Source organism: Rhodococcus sp. KB6, assembly GCF_001445685.1.
In the GTDB taxonomy this organism is placed as follows: Bacteria; Actinomycetota; Actinomycetes; order Mycobacteriales; family Mycobacteriaceae; genus Rhodococcus_F; species Rhodococcus_F qingshengii.
On the sequence record NZ_LNAK01000156.1, the window covers coordinates 127,281 to 143,399 of the forward strand.

At 61.7% G+C, this 16,119-nt stretch carries 15 protein-coding genes; 5 read left to right on the forward strand and 10 right to left on the reverse strand.

Going from position 1 to position 16,119, the window contains the following annotated elements; genetic code table 11:
- Positions 1 to 42 precede the first annotated feature (42 nt).
- The 3 genes from ASU23_RS30720 to ASU23_RS30730 all read right to left on the reverse strand — a co-directional run bounded on the left by ASU23_RS30720 (position 43) and on the right by ASU23_RS30730 (position 4,003).
- A complete protein-coding gene (locus tag ASU23_RS30720) occupies positions 43 to 1,635 on the reverse strand; it encodes a succinic semialdehyde dehydrogenase (RefSeq protein ID WP_058039356.1) in 1,593 nt (530 codons plus the stop codon).
- A 38-nt stretch (positions 1,636 to 1,673) separates the two neighbouring features.
- Positions 1,674 to 2,585, reverse strand: a complete 912-nt coding sequence (locus ASU23_RS30725; protein ID WP_058039357.1) for an acetoacetate decarboxylase family protein — start codon at positions 2,583 to 2,585, stop codon at positions 1,674 to 1,676.
- Positions 2,586 to 2,710: 125 nt separating this feature from the next.
- Positions 2,711 to 4,003, reverse strand: coding sequence for an NADH:flavin oxidoreductase/NADH oxidase family protein (locus ASU23_RS30730; protein ID WP_058039358.1), 1,293 nt, complete (start codon positions 4,001 to 4,003; stop codon positions 2,711 to 2,713).
- Positions 4,004 to 4,064: 61 nt separating this feature from the next.
- On the opposite strand from ASU23_RS30730, the gene ASU23_RS30735 reads away from it, so the two are divergent.
- Both ASU23_RS30735 and ASU23_RS30740 read left to right on the forward strand, forming a co-directional pair.
- On the forward strand, positions 4,065 to 4,640 hold the full coding sequence (locus ASU23_RS30735; RefSeq protein ID WP_058039359.1) for a TetR/AcrR family transcriptional regulator: 576 nt from the start codon (positions 4,065 to 4,067) through the stop codon (positions 4,638 to 4,640).
- A gap of 35 nt (positions 4,641 to 4,675) precedes the next feature.
- Positions 4,676 to 5,368 (forward strand): type 1 glutamine amidotransferase domain-containing protein, encoded by a 693-nt coding sequence (locus ASU23_RS30740; protein WP_054827898.1) that lies wholly within the window; start codon positions 4,676 to 4,678, stop codon positions 5,366 to 5,368.
- 1,003 nt (positions 5,369 to 6,371) lie between these two features.
- Here ASU23_RS30740 and ASU23_RS30750 read toward each other — a convergent pair.
- The 6 genes from ASU23_RS30750 to ASU23_RS30775 form a co-directional block, all read right to left on the reverse strand.
- Positions 6,372 to 7,355, reverse strand: coding sequence for a nitronate monooxygenase family protein (locus ASU23_RS30750; protein ID WP_058039361.1), 984 nt, complete (start codon positions 7,353 to 7,355; stop codon positions 6,372 to 6,374).
- Between the two features lie 80 nt (positions 7,356 to 7,435).
- Positions 7,436 to 8,572 (reverse strand): CaiB/BaiF CoA-transferase family protein, encoded by a 1,137-nt coding sequence (locus ASU23_RS30755; protein ID WP_007735579.1) that lies wholly within the window; start codon positions 8,570 to 8,572, stop codon positions 7,436 to 7,438.
- Positions 8,569 to 9,666: a hypothetical protein gene (locus ASU23_RS30760; RefSeq protein WP_054188348.1), complete on the reverse strand. Its 1,098-nt coding sequence runs from the start codon at positions 9,664 to 9,666 to the stop codon at positions 8,569 to 8,571. The genes ASU23_RS30755 and ASU23_RS30760 overlap by 4 nt, the downstream gene beginning before the upstream one ends.
- 51 nt (positions 9,667 to 9,717) lie before the next feature.
- Positions 9,718 to 10,674 (reverse strand): ABC transporter substrate-binding protein, encoded by a 957-nt coding sequence (locus ASU23_RS30765; protein ID WP_054188347.1) that lies wholly within the window; start codon positions 10,672 to 10,674, stop codon positions 9,718 to 9,720.
- Positions 10,675 to 10,764: 90 nt separating this feature from the next.
- A complete protein-coding gene (locus ASU23_RS30770; RefSeq protein WP_037126877.1) occupies positions 10,765 to 11,538 on the reverse strand; it encodes an ABC transporter ATP-binding protein in 774 nt (257 codons plus the stop codon).
- A gap of 11 nt (positions 11,539 to 11,549) precedes the next feature.
- Positions 11,550 to 12,422: an ABC transporter permease gene (locus tag ASU23_RS30775; RefSeq protein WP_058039362.1), complete on the reverse strand. Its 873-nt coding sequence runs from the start codon at positions 12,420 to 12,422 to the stop codon at positions 11,550 to 11,552.
- 234 nt (positions 12,423 to 12,656) lie between these two features.
- Between ASU23_RS30775 and ASU23_RS30780 the strand changes: the two genes are divergently transcribed.
- The 3 genes from ASU23_RS30780 (at position 12,657) to ASU23_RS30790 (ending at position 15,517) form a co-directional block, all read left to right on the forward strand.
- Complete coding sequence (locus ASU23_RS30780) at positions 12,657 to 13,547, forward strand: LysR family transcriptional regulator (RefSeq protein WP_058039363.1); 891 nt, start codon at positions 12,657 to 12,659, stop codon at positions 13,545 to 13,547.
- Complete coding sequence (locus ASU23_RS30785; RefSeq protein WP_058039364.1) at positions 13,544 to 14,470, forward strand: LysR family transcriptional regulator; 927 nt, start codon at positions 13,544 to 13,546, stop codon at positions 14,468 to 14,470. The genes ASU23_RS30780 and ASU23_RS30785 overlap by 4 nt, the downstream gene beginning before the upstream one ends.
- 186 nt (positions 14,471 to 14,656) lie before the next feature.
- A complete protein-coding gene (locus ASU23_RS30790) occupies positions 14,657 to 15,517 on the forward strand; it encodes an acetylxylan esterase (protein WP_021346076.1) in 861 nt (286 codons plus the stop codon).
- Positions 15,518 to 15,580: 63 nt separating this feature from the next.
- Here ASU23_RS30790 and ASU23_RS30795 read toward each other — a convergent pair whose 3' ends face one another.
- Positions 15,581 to 16,069, reverse strand: coding sequence for a hypothetical protein (locus tag ASU23_RS30795; protein ID WP_007735590.1), 489 nt, complete (start codon positions 16,067 to 16,069; stop codon positions 15,581 to 15,583).
- Positions 16,070 to 16,119 lie beyond the last annotated feature (50 nt).

Below are 16,119 nucleotides of genomic sequence, written 5' to 3' on the forward strand. Positions count from 1 at the left end.
CTCCTGTGGTGGTGGTCGAAATCGGTTGGCAGGCGGTGTTTGTCAGCGTGCGCCGATGGTTTTCCAGATGCGTAGCGCGGCGTTCACCACGGGTGCCCATGCGTTCCAGGGGATTCCCGCTGGTGGGTAGAAACCGAATCGCGACTGGTGGGCGATGGTTTGGGCTTCGGTGTATTTGAGGATGCCGTCGATACCGTGCCGACGCCCGAGGCCGGAATCGCCCATTCCGCCCATCGGCGAGTCGATGCTGCCCCATGCCGCGGCGAAGGCGTCGTTGATGTTCACGGTCCCCGAACGCAATCGGGCAGCGACTGAGCGGGCGCGGGTGGCGTCGCGACCCCACACGCTGCTGTTGAGTCCGTAGACGGTGTCGTTTGCCCGTGCAACTGCCTCGTCGTCATCTGCGACGGCGTAGATCGAGACGACCGGACCGAACGTCTCGTCCGTGTGCAACGTCATCTCTGGTGTGACGTCGGCGAGGATGGTCGGCTCGTAGAACAGCGGCCCCAGGTCCGGACGTGGCTTCCCTCCGGCCAGAAGGCGTGCGCCCTTCGCGACGGCGTCGTCTACATGAGCCGACACTGTCTTCAGTTGTTTGTCGGTGGTGAGGCTCCCGACGTCGACCCCGTAGTCGTAGGAGGCTCCGATGGTCAAGGCAGAGGTTCGCTGAACGAACTTGGCAACGAACTCGTCGTGTACGGACTCGGCGACATACAGGCGCTCCACCGAGACGCACAATTGTCCTGCCGACGGGAACGCAGCGCGCACGGCCCCTTCGGCCGCCCGATCGAGATCTGCGTCGTCGAGGACGAGCATCGCGTTCTTGCCGCCCAGTTCGAGTGACGCCCCGATCAGCCGCTGGCCCGCGCCGCGGGCGATGTCTCGACCGGTCGCCGTGGACCCTGTGAACATGATGTAGTCCGCGTTCGCCAAGAGTGGGTCCCCGATCGAACTGCCTCGGCCGATCACCATCTGCCACACATCGGCCGGTAGGCCCGCTTGGTACATCAGGTCCATGGCCCACAAGGCGGTCAGCGCGGTCTGGGTGTCGGGCTTCTGCACCACAGCATTTCCGGCCATCAGTGCGGCGATGGCGTCCGTCGCCGCCATCGACAGTGGATAGTTCCATGGCGAGATGATCGCCACCACCCCTTTCGGGTGGTGCAGCTCGGACGTGCGGGTGAGAAAGGGCAGAGCCCCCCGGCGACGTTCGGGTTCAAGAACTTTCGGTCCGGTGCGGCCGTAGTAGCGGGCGGCGATGGCAGCGTCGGCGATCTCGAGGTACGCATCGCGACGAGTCTTGCCGTTCTCAGCCTGCATCAGGTCGAGCCCGGTGTTCTGATTCTTCAGGACCAGATCATGGAAACGCAGTAACACGCTGGCACGCTCCGCTACGGAAGTCGCTGCCCATCTCGCCTGGGCGCGGCGGGCACGAACGAATGCTTCGTCGACGTCAGCCGGGGCCGAGACCGGGAAGTCTGCGAGTGGTGAACCGGTGTACGGGGCAGTGGTGATCGAGCGGGGAGCGTCGGGCGAGGCCGTAACTCGTTCTGTCAGCCGTTCGAGTAATCCTGTGGTCAGTGTGGCAGGCAGCGCCGCGCGGGGATCTGTGGAGGTGTCGGTCGTTGTGGTCATGTCGGTGTACTCCTGAGATGTTCGGTCGATACGAGGTGTCAGCGAACCGAGACCGGGACCGGCATGTGCAGAGCGGCCTGAGCCGAGGTGGTGGCATCGAATCTGATCGTGCGGATGGGCCGGAGTGCGCGTAGGTCGTCGGACATCCTGCCCTCGCCGAGAGTCAGATCGAATCCGCGAGGAAACAACGACGTTCCGCTGGCGAGGACGTTGGTTTGGTTGAGGGTCGAGTGCCAGGATCCGTCTCGCTTCGTGTACGAGGTGAGGGTGGAGACGTTCGTGCCCGTTTCGAACGTCTTCTGCTCCGGGGTGGGGGCGGAGAAGGCGATGTCGACGCCGCCGTCCGCGTTGGCGATGCGGGCCGTGGTGCGTGCGTGGTCGATGCCGACATCGAGATCGGTGACCCACTTGGGGAACCCGTACCCGTCATGGCCGCGCACCTGGGCGATGTCGGTGTTGACCGGAAGTGAGAGCACATAGGAGTGCAGGTGATCGTCACCGAGGGCGGCAACCAGATCGGCAGCGGCCGTGGTAAGTCCGCCGTGGCGCGCCGGGCGAACCGCCACACCCACAGCCGCCTCGGTGTAGAAATCGATGTCGCACACGTCGTAGCGGAACGCCATCACTGACACCAGCCCGAACCCGGGTGCGATTTCCAGCGGCGCCAGCTCCTTTGGGATCCGCTTACGGATCGCCCTGCTCGGGGCCACCATGGTCAAACGCGCGGAGGACATCGCGTAGTAGAAGTTCGGTGTCCTTGTCGTGCCGATCGGCGATTGGACCTGCGTTTTCGGAAGCGTGCGGAAGAAGTCGACACTCGGGACCCGCGGGTCGGCGGCGACCTTGTCGAGCGGCACATCCATCCGGTAGCGGTCGAACAGGCCGTCCTTCGGGATTTCGACGGTCCGGCAGCCCAGATCGACCTTGACGGTTGTCGCTGTGTTCGTCATTTTCATGCTTCCGTTCGTTCTGTCGACCATTCAATGTTTACATTGCTTACATCAGGCTAAGGGTGAATGTAAGCACTGTCAACACTGTCTGGGTTCGCCGCCGAAATGACGGGAAACTGTCCGCATTACCCGATCGAGGGGGTGCGGTGCTGTAACCAGCGGCGATACCGCCGGAGCGCGCGGCGCTGCAGCAGCTGCTCTTTCAATAGTGCGACCACAGGGCTGGCCGTCGGCCGCGTGGACTTGCCTCGGCCTAATCGTCGAAGCTGCTGTCGCACGCGAGCCATGCTCGCCGCCGACGCCATGGCCTTGTCCTTGATGGTCACCGGGGCTAATTCGACGGAGGCTGCGGCATCGAGGCGCCACCGATTCGGCAGATCGGGATCGATCGCCAACGCACTGCCCATGCCGACCAAATCCACACCGCTCGCCAGGACCTGCTCGGCAACAGGTCGCCGAACCACACCGCCGGTCAACATCAACGGCACCGGGCTGGCCTCGGCCAGTTCCTCTGCAAGAGTCAGAAAGTAGGCCTCCCGAGCGAGGGTGCGATCGTCCGGGCCTTGGCCGGTCATGGCCGGTGCTTCGTAGCTCCCTCCGGACAGTTCGACGACGTCGACACCGAGTGGTGCGAGCATGGCGATCACTTGCGCTGCGTCGTCGGAGTCGAATCCTCCGCGCTGGAAATCCGCGGAATTGAGTTTGACGGCAACCGTGAACGTCGGGTCGACAACCCTGCGCACTGTGCGGACGATGTCGAGAAGCAATCGCGCTCGGTTCTCTAGGGTGCCGCCCCATTCGTCGGTGCGCTGATTGACCAACGGAGAGAGAAACTGCGAGAGCAGATAGCCGTGTGCGGCATGGATTTCCACGCCGTCGAAACCAGCTTCCTCTGCGCGACGTGCTGCTGTTGCGAAACGGTTGACGGTGTCGTTTATCTGCCGTGCGGTCATGGCCTGGGGATGCGCAAATCGCTTGCTGTTCTTGCCGAGTTCGACGCGAGTGGCCGACGGAGACCATGCGACACCGGGCATGTCGGCTTGAATCTGCCGACCGGGGTGATTGATCTGCATCCACACTTTCGCACCTCCGCCCTGTGCGGCATCCGCCCATTCGCGGAACGGCCCGATTGGGGATTGTGCGTCGAGAACGACGCCGGCCGGCCCGGTCAGCGCCTCCGCGTGAACCATGACGTTGCCGGTGATGATCGTTCCCACCCCTCCTCGGCTCCAGCGGTGGTACAGCTCGAACAGCTCTTTGCCGGGGAGCTGTCCAGCTGCGGCCATGTTCTCCTCCATGGCTGCCTTGACCATCCGGTTGGGGAGTGTCGCCCCACTGGGAAGAGTGAACGGGGCGAAGACCGGAGAGACTGTGCTGTCAGTCTCCAACTTGTCGGGTGCAGGGTCGGTGAATGGCATCGGCGCTCCTGAATGCGGTATGTTTACATTGCTCACATGAGCGTAGAAAGGAAAGTTAACGGTGTCAACATCAGTCAAGGGTGGCTACCATCACGGTGATCTGAAGGCCTCGCTGCTGGCGTCGGCGATGCGCATGCTCGAGGCAGGTGAGCCGTTTTCGATGCGCGCGATCGCGCGCGAGGTCGGTGTGTCGGCGACTGCGCCGTACCGACATTTCGCTGATCGTGAAGCGCTCGAATCTGCTCTCGCCGCGCAAGGGTTGCGCGATCTGAAGGCGGACCTGACAGACGGCCGCGAGCTACCGTCGACGTCGGCGGATCTTGCCGAATTCGCAGTCGCCTACGTCGAGTTCGCGCTGCGGCGACCGGCGCTCTTCCGGTTGATGTTCGGCAACGAGTGCGACACGGGTAACGACGAGCGCGTGCAAGCGGCTGGAGAGATTCATCTGCTGATGCAGATGGGGATGACGCTTGTCTTTCCTGATGCAGATTCCGAGGCGTTGGCATCGGCGGCATGGGCATTGGCGCACGGTTTGGCTTGTCTGCATCTCGACGGCAAAATGTCGACGGCCACGGCCGGTGAGGCTGCAGATCGGGTGCGAGCAGCTTTTGCTGCGATTCTGGCGGTACAAGGGTGAGATCCACTGACCAAAGCGATCGAGAGAAGAGTTCGATGACCAAGCGAATCTTGAACGTAGTCACCAACGTCGGCCACTACGACGATCCGTCTCATAAGACCGGGTTGTGGCTGTCCGAGCTCAGCCATGCCTGGCAGGTTTTCGACGACCACGGTTTCGAGCAGACTTTAGTCAGCCCCGAGGGCGGAGCGGTGCCCTTGGAACCGCGATCGCTCAAGTTCCCGAACTACGACAAGAGCGCAAAGGCATGGCGGTCCGACCCTGCTCGGATGGCGCTACTCGACTCCACCGCCAGCCCCGAACAGGTCGACTCCGCTGACTACGATGCGATCTTCTTCACCGGCGGGCATGCAGTCATGTACGACTTTCCCGGTAGCGAAGGTCTGCAACGCATCACCCGGGAAATCTTCGAACGCGGCGGGATCGTGTCGTCGGTGTGCCACGGGTACTGCGGACTTCTCGACACCACACTGTCCGACGGCAGCTACCTCATCGCCGGCCGCAAACTCACCGGATTCGCCTGGCGCGAGGAAAAACTCGCCCGCGTCGACAAACTCGTACCCTACAACGCCGAGGAAAAAGCCAAAGCGCGTGGTGCACTGTACGAAAAGGCGAAACTGCCCTTCGTGTCCTACGCAGTCGTCGACGGAAACCTCGTCACCGGCCAGAACCCAGGATCCGCAAAGGAAACCGCAGAGAAAATTGCAGACCTCCTGCTGAAGGCCTAGCGGAGCTCTCGATGGCGACCGTCCTGGACCGAACGGAGGGGCGTCGAGATTGTGTGCTCAACGCCGATGGCGACTAGCTGCCCGGCCCGACGTGCACGGTCTCGGTTGCGCCGCTGCCAAATCGCCCTGACTGACAGGGTTGCAGACCTTGTGGGATCTTTGGGACAGGTATAACAACGGTTTCGTCGGTGGTTCGGTGGTAACCCCGACCCACCGCTAGGGAACGGGCCCAGGTACGCGCCCGCGGTCCCTGAGTCCGGACAGTCGATACCGGTCGAGCGGGAGTAAAGGGTTGTTCTTGTTGCGGGGAATCAGGTTTGGCGCCGTTCGAGAGCGAACACAGAAAGATTTCATGCCGCGCATGTCTTGTACACCGATCACGTAGGGTTGTACTCGACGAACCGTTCGAAGGCGCTCTCCGCCTCTTTCCCTGTCAACAGGGTTGTGTTCACAGAAATCTTTTCACTTCCGATGGTCACCGTCGCCTCCCGATTGGCCAACATGTTCTCGGACCACGCTGGGTGGTACTCAGTCGAAGCCAAGAAGTGTCGGCGTGGCGTGGGGAAGCTACTTCGGACCGACGGTGATGTTATGCGCGTGCTGGCCGACTCATACCGAATCTGGATGTGCACAAGAACTATTGGAACTCTGGCAACAGTGCGTTGATCGCAATGGCGCGGGTGACAACAGGGTTGGTAGCACCATGGACACAACATTGAGTAGGTCGTGCTCGGTGCCGATCGAAATCCTTGCGGTTGTCACTCTGATGACCGCAAGCAATTCGGAGTACACCTCCTTTCCTCGTCCTGGCGTCAATGATCGTCGGGATGCACCCGAAACGATCGAGCGGCGATGGCGAGCCGCGAGGCGATCTGGAAGAGCTCCCCGTCACCGCACGACGCATCGAGGACGAGGTATCGGCGGCACGCGGGTCGACGAGCGCAACGGCAGGGGCATTCGCGAAGAACTGGCCGACGGTAGCGCCCAGTGGGTTCGGACGTAGTCAGGCGCTGAGAGGATCCAGGAGGCCGGTAAGCCGTCCGGCAATCAGTGCTTCGGCCTCTGTGACAATTCGTTCCACCAATTCACCCACTGTGGGGATGTCGTGAATCAATCCTTGCACAGTGCCAGCCGTCCAGATGCCAGCCTCCTGGTCGCCGCTGTCGAACACCGCTCGGCCCCGCGCACCGGCCACAAGATGTCGAACGTCTTCGAATTTGCCACCACTGGAGAGGATTTCGACAACTTCTTGGCTGATGCTGTTGCGTGCTACGCGAGCGGTATTGCGCAGTGACCTGAAAATCAGTTCCGTGTCGACCTCCGAGGCAGCGACTATCGCCTGCTTGATGTTGTGGTGAATCGGGGACTCCTCGGTACACATGAACCGAGTGCCCATGTTGATGCCGTCGGCGCCAAGCGCCAGGGCGGCCACCAATCCTCGCGCGTCGGCAAATCCACCGGACGCGATCATGGGAATGCTGATCCGCTCTGCTGCTGCAGCGATGAGGACGAGACCCGGTACGTCGTCTTCCCCTGGATGCCCGGCACATTCGAACCCGTCGATGCTGATGCCGTCGACACCGAGGGCCTGGGCTTTGACCGCGTGGCGGACGCTGGTGCACTTGTGGAGAACCTTGATGCCTGCGCCGTGAAAGTGCGGCAGATGGGGCGCGGGAGACGATCCAGCTGTCTCGACGACTTTCACTCCGCAGTCGATGATCACGTTGCGATACTCATCGTAGGGCGGAGGTGTGATCGTCGGGAGGATTGTGAGGTTGACCCCGAAAGGTTGATCGGTGAGCTCGCGCGTTCGGGATATTTCTCGGGCAAGATCGTCAGGTGTCGGCTGTGTCAGGGCAGTGAGCATGCCGAGCGCGCCGGCGTTTGCAACTGCCGCTACGAGTTCTGCTCTCCCCACCCATTGCATGCCGCCCTGCACGATTGGGTGGCGAACTCCGAATGTCTCGGTAAATGCGGTGGTCAGCACTGGACATCTCCTCGATGGTGCATGGCTATCTGTTTGTCAGTTACGTTGGTGCAAAGTCAATTTCGACCCGAACGGCGCATTCAGCGCGTCGATGTTGTCCACTCGTTCAAGGCCGGAACCTGTGAAAGTTCAGTTCGTGCCATCGGAGGTTCGGCGCGATAGGGCATGGCAGGCGTCAAATACTGTTCGCCATGTTCGTTGGTGCCGGGGATGAAGGTACGGTTCGCAATCACATCGTCGGCGCAAATTACCTGGTCGTAGTCACGCACAACTGCGGCAACCACTCCGGCCGCAGTGAGATGCTCTACTGCCTCAGCGGCGCTGCGGTAGCACAGCTGCTTCTCGATCGTGGCGACGAGGTCAACACGGTTTTCCACGCGCAGCGCGTTGGTGGTGAACCTCGGGTCGTCGGCCAACTCGGGTAGGTCGATCGCCTTGCACAGTTCGATCCATGCGCGCGGTTGGTATCCGCTGATCACCAGCTCGCCGTCGGCGGCGCGAAAGACGTCTGCCGCCGGTGCGACGCTTGGTTGTCCGTTCCCTTTGCGACTCATGGGCTTTCCGGATACCTGCCACTCGATCCAGTTGGCGGTCTGCAAGTGGATTGCGACGTCCAGCAGGGAGACTCGGACGGACGATCCTTTGCCGGTGCGCTCACGTCGAAGTAGCGCTGCCAGTGCCGCCTGCGCGACGACATAGCTCGTTGCATGGTCTATGACCGGTGCGCCCACACGTTGTGGCGGGCTATCCGCCTCACCCGTCACCGACATCAGTCCGCTCTCTGCTTGCGCAGCGATGTCGAGCCCCGCGCGGGTGGCGGACGGGCCTTCCGCCCCGTACCCGCTCACCGAGACGGCGATGATTTCCGGTCGCAGGCGTTGAAGTTCGGTAGAGGAGAATCCCAATCGATCGAGGGTTCCCGGGCGAAGATTGTGCAGCAAGATGTCGCTCGATGCGATCAGATCCCGAGCTCGCTGCAGATCGGCGGAGTCTTTGAGGTCGAGGCAGATTGAACGCTTTCCACGGTTGTACCCGTAGAAGATGCCGCGCGCGTAGTCGGCGTCGATTTGTCGGGCCGGTTCACCACCTGGAGGCTCGAGCTTGATGACCTCGGCGCCGAGATCGGACAACTGCTGCCCGGCGCTGGGTATTGCGATCAGTTGACCGATCTCCACTACTCGGACACCTGCCAACGGCAGGTCTACTTCGTCGGTCATCGAATGATCTCCACATGAGGCGAAGTGACATCCTCAGCGGGCTCCAGGCAGCGCGCCAACAAGATGCCTTCGGTGTGGTTGCAGGGGTTCAGTCGGTTTCTGTCGCCTTCTACTCCCCCGATTCGGATCGTCACGGTTCCATCGTCATTGCGCTCGAAGTGTGCGTCGTTGAGGTTGACGGTGTGGTCGCGGTACTCGAAGGACTCGAACCAGTGGTTGTACAGCATCACTCCGAAGTAGGTGCAGTCGGGGATGGTGAACGTAATGTCGACGGCAGTAGCGTCTTTCAGTGACCACCAGCCGGCAACGTATTGGTTGGAGCTGGTGCCGTAGAAGTCTCCCCACCCTCGCTGCTCCGAGGTCACGCGAATCTCGTTGGGAGACTGACTGAGTGTTTCGATGAGCTGAAGACTGCGTCGAAGGCTCACGTCCATGCCACGAGCAAGTTTCGTGAGGCGCTGGGTCAGCCACGCCGTGTCGAGATCGGGGCGTGCACCAGGCGGCGGACCGAGGCGCTCGATGTGGAGAACAGGATCGATCTCCGCGTTACGCGTCTTGTGATACACACGCACTACTACGTCGAAGCAGCGCTCATCCAGCCGAATGCCGCTGCGCCCCTCCAGCTCTTGTGCGACGAAGATCTCGAAGTTGCCGTCCGCGTCACACACCTTGTCGTCGATGACGATGTTGTCGGCGACCCTGTCGGTCCCAGACGCGCCCACACGATTGGCGAGGACGGCGACGTAGGGCACTGTGCCACGGTTACCGTGAATGCGATATGTCTCGTTGGGGTCGATCATCGCAGTCCAGTAGTCGACGTCGATGCCGTCTCCCCAGAACTTTCGCATCGGTGACATCAGGGTGAAGAGTTCAGGCCGGAGTACGTCTTGGCGCTCGATGTTCATCTCGGCGAGGTATCCGAACAGACGAAGTGCGTGCCGTACACCTTCGGCGCTGTCCAGCGGCGATCCGGTAGCGGCAGCGGTCGAACCGAATGTCGCAAGGCTGTCGGTGACTGCAGACCAAGCCTCGGTGAGCTGCCGGCGATCGTGCTGGGACTCGGATTGTGTTGACTGGTCAGCGAGTTGTGTCATCGTTTCTTCTCTTTCGTGGTAGACGAACTGGATTGTGTTTGGGGGCGTTGGTCAGCAGAGGGGGTCGAAGGGAACGTCTGCGTCGGACTTGCCCGAGGTCTGGTTGTTCACCCATGCGACGTTCTGGGTCCATCGGTCGGCCGAAATCTGCACAGGCCAGAGACTCTTCTGCGAAGCCCACACCTGGTTGGCTTTGTCAGCAGGAACATTCATTCGCTCGGTGAGAAGTTGAGCTCCTGCTAGCTCGTTCGCAGGATCGGCTATCCACCCTGCTGCGGCCTCGAGCGCCGCACACACGGGGGTGGCAGCATCGGATTCAGCGAATGTGGCTGTCGTGACGAGCACCGTGCCCAGGCCGTATGAACTCACGCCGTCAGAGCCCACCGGGTCTACTTCTGTAATCGCCGTCATCGGTATTCCTTGAGCGTCGAATACGGCCTGGCTGGCAGCGGTGAGAACGGCGGCATCGATGTCGCCCTTTCGTGCGAGTGGTATCTGACTCGCGGTGGGTGCCGCTGCGATGAATTGCACCGTGGAGGCGTCGATGTTTCGTTCTGCGAGAAGCTGATTGACGAATTGCTCGGCCGCGCCGCCACGTGACGGTATGGCGATCCGCTTGCCGGGCAAATCCTCGATGGTGGTGATGCCGCTGTCTTTCGTCACGGCGATGGCAAGATCGATCGACCCGTACGGGGACAGTGGCCGCAGACTCTGCCCTTGCTCTATGGCCGGCACGACGGTTCCGGGTGCACCGACCGCGAGATCGGTTGTGCCGCCGATGAGACCGCTGATGAGTTCGGGCCCGTTCTTTCCGTCGATGAGCTCGACGTGGAGGCCTTCCTTGTCGAACATTCCTTGTTGGACGGCGACGTAGACAGGTAGGGACAAAGCACTCGCAGGGTAGACCCCGATGGCGACGCTACCGTCGTTCGGACGCCCTCCCCCTCCACACGCGGAAAGCAGTAGGGCCGCTGCAATGACTGTGCCGACAAAAGGTCGAAGTTTCATGGGATTCCTGTTCCTTGATGGCTGGGCGCATCAGAAATCAAGCTGAGTTGGCTGGGCACATCAGTAATCAAGCTGAGTTGGCTGGGCACATCAGTGGTCGAGCTGACCACGCAGCCGATTGAAGATTTCGATGTATCGAGGTTCGGCGGTGAGGGTTTCGAGTTCGCGGGGGCGTTCGATGTCAATGCTGACGTCGTCGATCACTCGGCCGGCCCCGAGCAGCAGAACGCGGTCGGAGAGACAGATGGCTTCGCCGAGGTCGTGGGTTACGAAGATGACCGTCCGGCCTACCTGGGATTGCCAAAGCTCGAGGAATTCTCGCTGTACTTCGACTCGGGTTTGCGCATCGAGGGCGGCAAAGGGTTCGTCCATCAACAAGATGTCCGGATCCAGTGCCCACGTTCGGGCCAACGCGACACGCTGGCGCATCCCTTGGGAGAGTTGCCAAGTCCACAGCCGTGACGCCTCGGACATTTGAACGGCCGCAAGCCAGCGCGCTGATTGAGTTCGTCTCTCCGCCTTGGGTACTCCCCTCAATTCGAGACCGTACTCCACGTTCTTCTGCGCTGTTCGCCACGGGAACAGCGCATCTCGGGCCATCATGAAGCCCATCCGAGAACGAGCGTCGAATGGTGTTGTGCCGAGGACCTCGGTCTTCCCTTCTGTTGCGTCCACCAATCCAGCGAGCGCGTTGAGCAGAGTGGTCTTTCCGCAACCGCTCCTGCCGACCAAGCTCACGAACTGTCCGCGAGGGATGGTGAGGTCGAGATTGTCGACCACAGTTTTCGTCGACCCGTCGGGTGAGGGGAAGGATATCGTCAGTCCGTCGAGTTGTACGGCGGGTGTAATCACGTTGGTATCCATGATGATTCCTGTCATCGTCGAGCCGGCGGCTGCCACCGAAGGAGGTAGCGCTCGGCGAAGTTCATGACCTGGTTGAGGACGACTGCGACGATTGCGAGAAGTATGAGGATCGCGTAGACCGCTTCCATCCGGAACTGGGCCGAGTAGATCGACACAAGCTGGCCCAGCCCGTCCCGTGACGAGATCAGTTCCGAACCGACAACGCCAAGTAGCGAATAGATCAGCCCCAACCGAAGACCGGCAAAAATGCCAGGTGTTGCGACGGGGAGGAGGATGTGCCAGAACACCTGTGTCTTACTGGCATTCAGGACAGTGGATAGTCGGAGCCATTCGTCGTCCACTGACTTCACACCGGCTCGTGCACTCGAGCAGACGATGAAGAAGACGAGTGTGAACGCGAGAGCGACCTTCGCCGTCATCGTGATCCCGAAGATGACGATAAGCAGAGGCGCCAGCGCAAGACGTGGCATGGCATTCGCCGCATCCAGGAACGGACTCATGATGCGTTCGAGGGTCGGAAGCAGTCCGAGAGAGAGTCCGACCGCCACCCCGACTGCGCTAGCGAGGATCCACGCGATCACGACGGCAGTCATCGTGGCACGCAAGTTCGACGAAATCTCGCCCGACTGCACCGCTGCGGTGAAGTAGGCCCAGGCCTCGCCTGGCGTTTTGGCCAGAACTGGCTCGATCCAACCGTGCGATGCGACGAGCTGCCACGCTCCGAGTAGGACCAGAAGCAGCGCGACCTGGGCCAGTCGTACCCCGATGGTGAGTCGCGTACCGGATCGACGCTGTCGAGCGGGCTTCGGCTCAGAGCGCGCCCGCCTCGCAGAACGGGGTGACGTAGCACCGGATGGCGAACTTGCGGTGATGGTTTCGGTCATTTCGGCGCCTCCTCCGTAGTGCTCGCAGGCGGCGATAGGTGCTCGACAAAAGCAGACGGGCGCCTCTGGTCGAAGCTCCCCGGGTTGTTGCTCACTGCGTTCATATGTGAAGCAGATCACGGGATTCTTCTTCCCGTCTACGCCACATTCGAGAGGTATGCCATAGGGTTTCCCTATGGCTGACGGGCGCAAAATCGGGCGCGCGCGAGGACTGCCACGAGAAGGGAACCCCGAATGGACCGGCGTCATCTGGAATACTTTCTCGCCCTTGCTGATCGGGGCAGCATTTCCGCTGCGGCTCGCGGACTGGGGGTCAGCCAGCCGACAATCTCGGAGGCTCTCGCCAGAATGGAGAAAGAGTGCGGCCTGACGCTCGTCCGCCGTGGCTCGCGGGGAGTCAGCCTGACCGACGCTGGACGCGATCTCACAGGTCCGGCGGCCCAAGTACTTCGGGCATACCGGGATTTGGATCACGCTTTGCATCCATTGAACGTCGTGCAGCGGGGTCGGCTGACGGTCGTGTGTCCGCGAACATTGGCGCGTGATCCAGCGGCCACGGCCCTGGGTGCGTTCAAAAGCAAATTTCCGAACGTTGCGGTGACGATGCTCAGCAATGACACCGACGGAATCGGAACGGTGGTCGCCTCGGGTCAGGCTGATATCGGCCTCGGGGTGGACGAGGTGTTCGACGAGGGCGTTGAACGTATCCTTCTCGGCCGGCAACAAATCGTTGCGCTGGTGCCGGCCGCACGAAGTGAAGGCGAGGGGGCAGCGGCGTTGACGGATCTGTTGCGAATCGGATTGATCACCAGCCCGCGTGACGATGTCACTCGGCGACTGTTGGCGGAACGCCTGGGCGAAGGCACTGTGGACGAGGCGGTGGTTGCGGAGACTATCTCTGTGGCTTCGATGATCCCACTTGTACGCGCGGGAGTCGGCGTCGCTTTCCTTCCCGAATCTGTCGCCGATACAGTCGGAGAAGGTGTGGTGTTGTGTCGTACTCGGCCCCCGCTCACTCGTGATATCTGGATGTTCCACGGTTCGACGCCATCGCCTGCGGCACAAGCGTTTATCGAGACGACCAGTCGATTACGTGACGAAGGTGGAATGGGGAACGCCGGATGAGCAAGTTCGGAGAGTCCGCAACCCCGCGAATCGATCCGCGGCAGCTACAAGACTTCCTTGCCGTCGTCGAACACGGCAGTATCACGGCGGCAGCGGCAAATCAGTTCACGGGAACATCGAGCGTCTCTCAATCAATTGCGCGGCTCGAAAGACGCGTCGGAGGACGGCTTTTCAATCGAGGCCGGACCGGCGCGACGCTGACGGCGCGCGGACGGAATCTCATCGATCCAGCACGCGAAGCGCTGGCCGCGCTCGACCGATTAGTGGTCGACAGCGAGTCCTTACTGCCAGCAGTCCCCCGCCTCAGTGTTGCCACGACAGCGAGCCTTGCGGACGATCCCGCAGCGGTACTGCTCGGAGCGCTGCGCACGGAGGTGCCGAACCTGAGGATCACTATCTCGGATCCACCTGGGTCATCCGTGGCCGATGCGATTCACCCGGTCATGGCAGGCACCGCTGACGTGGCAATAATGGAGTCGCCGCCCACCGGTGTTCCCGGGACGCGCACGGTGCGCCTTCCGGACCACAAGTTGCGGCTCGTCTGCCCGCCCGGTACCCCGTCACCGGTGGACGGGGTATTCATCGGCGAAGATCTCATGCGCATCGGCTTGGTTGTCGCACCACGGTTCGAAACTTCCGATGTCTATCGCCATCTGCGGTCGATCGAACCGCGAATCGACCACGCATTCGTGATGAGGTCACAGCACCGCGATGCCTTCGCGGATTTCGCGTACGAAGGGATCGGTGCTGTCATCCTCGAACTCTCCAGTGCCGAGCGAGCATCCGAACGCGGGTGCACTGTGGGCGAGATATTCGAACTGCCCCCACGGAAGATCGCAGCCGTGGCAAGGGACGGCCCGAACACGCAGATCGTCGAACATTTCCTACGGCTGTGTGCCGAGCAATCCGCGCGGAAGCCGTAGGCCGAGGCGATCTCGACCTTGCGCTCTGGGTATTCGCGTCGCCCGGGCATCCACCGAGAACGATGATTTTGTCCACAGACACAACACTTCTGGGATAGTCCGTTTCCTGAAACAAAGCCGACGGGTTGCCTTCCCGTGAATATGTAATACACGTCACTCCGGATCAACTTCGAAAGGTTGACTTTCATGCGAAAGTCTCTGAAACATTTCGTGAATGCTGCAGCGGCGGTTGCGTTGTGCGCGACGCTAGGACTCACGGGCGCAACCGGAACAGCGGCTGCCGATGCGCCCGGCATCCCGAGCGTCGGGCACGATTGGGCGAGTGCAGGGCCGTACACCCCGAACGTCTCGATCGGGCTGGTGCACACTCTGTACTACCCGCGCCAGCTCGGCGCGCGCGGCGAGAAGCACCCTGTTGTGATCTGGGGGAACGGTACCGGTGTGCTCCCCGGTGCGTACACCTCCTTGTTGCGCCACTACGCCAGCCACGGATTCATCGTGGTCGCCGCCAATACACCGGCAAGCAATTTCGCCATCACCATGCGGTCGGGAATCGACCTCATCGCGGACAAAGCGGCCAGCCCGTCGAGTGTCTTCTACGGCAAAGTCGACCTGGAACACATTGGTGCGGTGGGGCACTCGCAGGGCGGGTCTGCGGCGATCAACGCGGCGATCGACGACCGCGTCGACACCGCCGTCGCGATCCAACCAGGCCCGCTCAATGATGTCGATCTCATCGACGAGCCCGTTCTCTATCTGGCCGGCCAGGCCGACGCAATCGTTTGGCCGGCGATCGTGCGGGCGATGTACGAGGACGCAGACCACGTGCCTGCCGAGTATCTGGAACTGCGCGGCGCCACGCACTTCGGTACGGCGATCAACGGCGGCGATATGCGCGGGCCGAGCACGGCGTGGCTGCGGTACTGGCTACTCGACGATCCGAACGCTCGCACCGAGTTCTTCGGAGCGAGCTGTGGATACTGCACTGACACCCAGCAGTTCTCCGATTTCGACCGCAACGATCTGGCCATGCAGATCCCGGGGTGACGGTCAGATCCGGAGTTGTCGAAGACGAACAGCCTTCCAATCAGGTCGGCGGAGTTGCGAAGCTCAGATGACGACGTAGCCGTACATCCGTTCGCCCTGAGCCACAGCTCTGGTCGCTAGTTCGGCGAAGGCGGTCAGGAACGGCACTGAGTCCTCCGACGGTTCACTCGTCTCGTCGATTGCCCAGGCCGCCGCAGCGGCGGCGACACCGTCAGCGTTCAATTCCGCTAGTGCATCGCGTAATTCGTCGGTAACCGTGAGCACGAGGGTGTCGCCGTCGTCGCTCATCGCGACGAGTTTCCCGCAGCGTGGACCTTTTGCAACTTCGTCGTAGGGGCGAGCGGTGAGGGCTGCTTCCAGTCGGCCGAGCGCGACAACTGGATCGACGCCTTTCGCCTGCAGAACTGGAGTCCCACTCGCAGCCAACTGGACCCGCGGGCGAGAAGCTGCGTTCGCCTCCATCACCTCTGGTTCCAAGTCGACGAGTCCCGCGAGGGCAGAGGTGGCATGCTCATCCGTGCGCGCGGTGAAGTAGTCGGTGATCGCAGACATGGCGCGATCATCTCACACACGATGCATCTCAATGCCCCGGACTCCTTCCG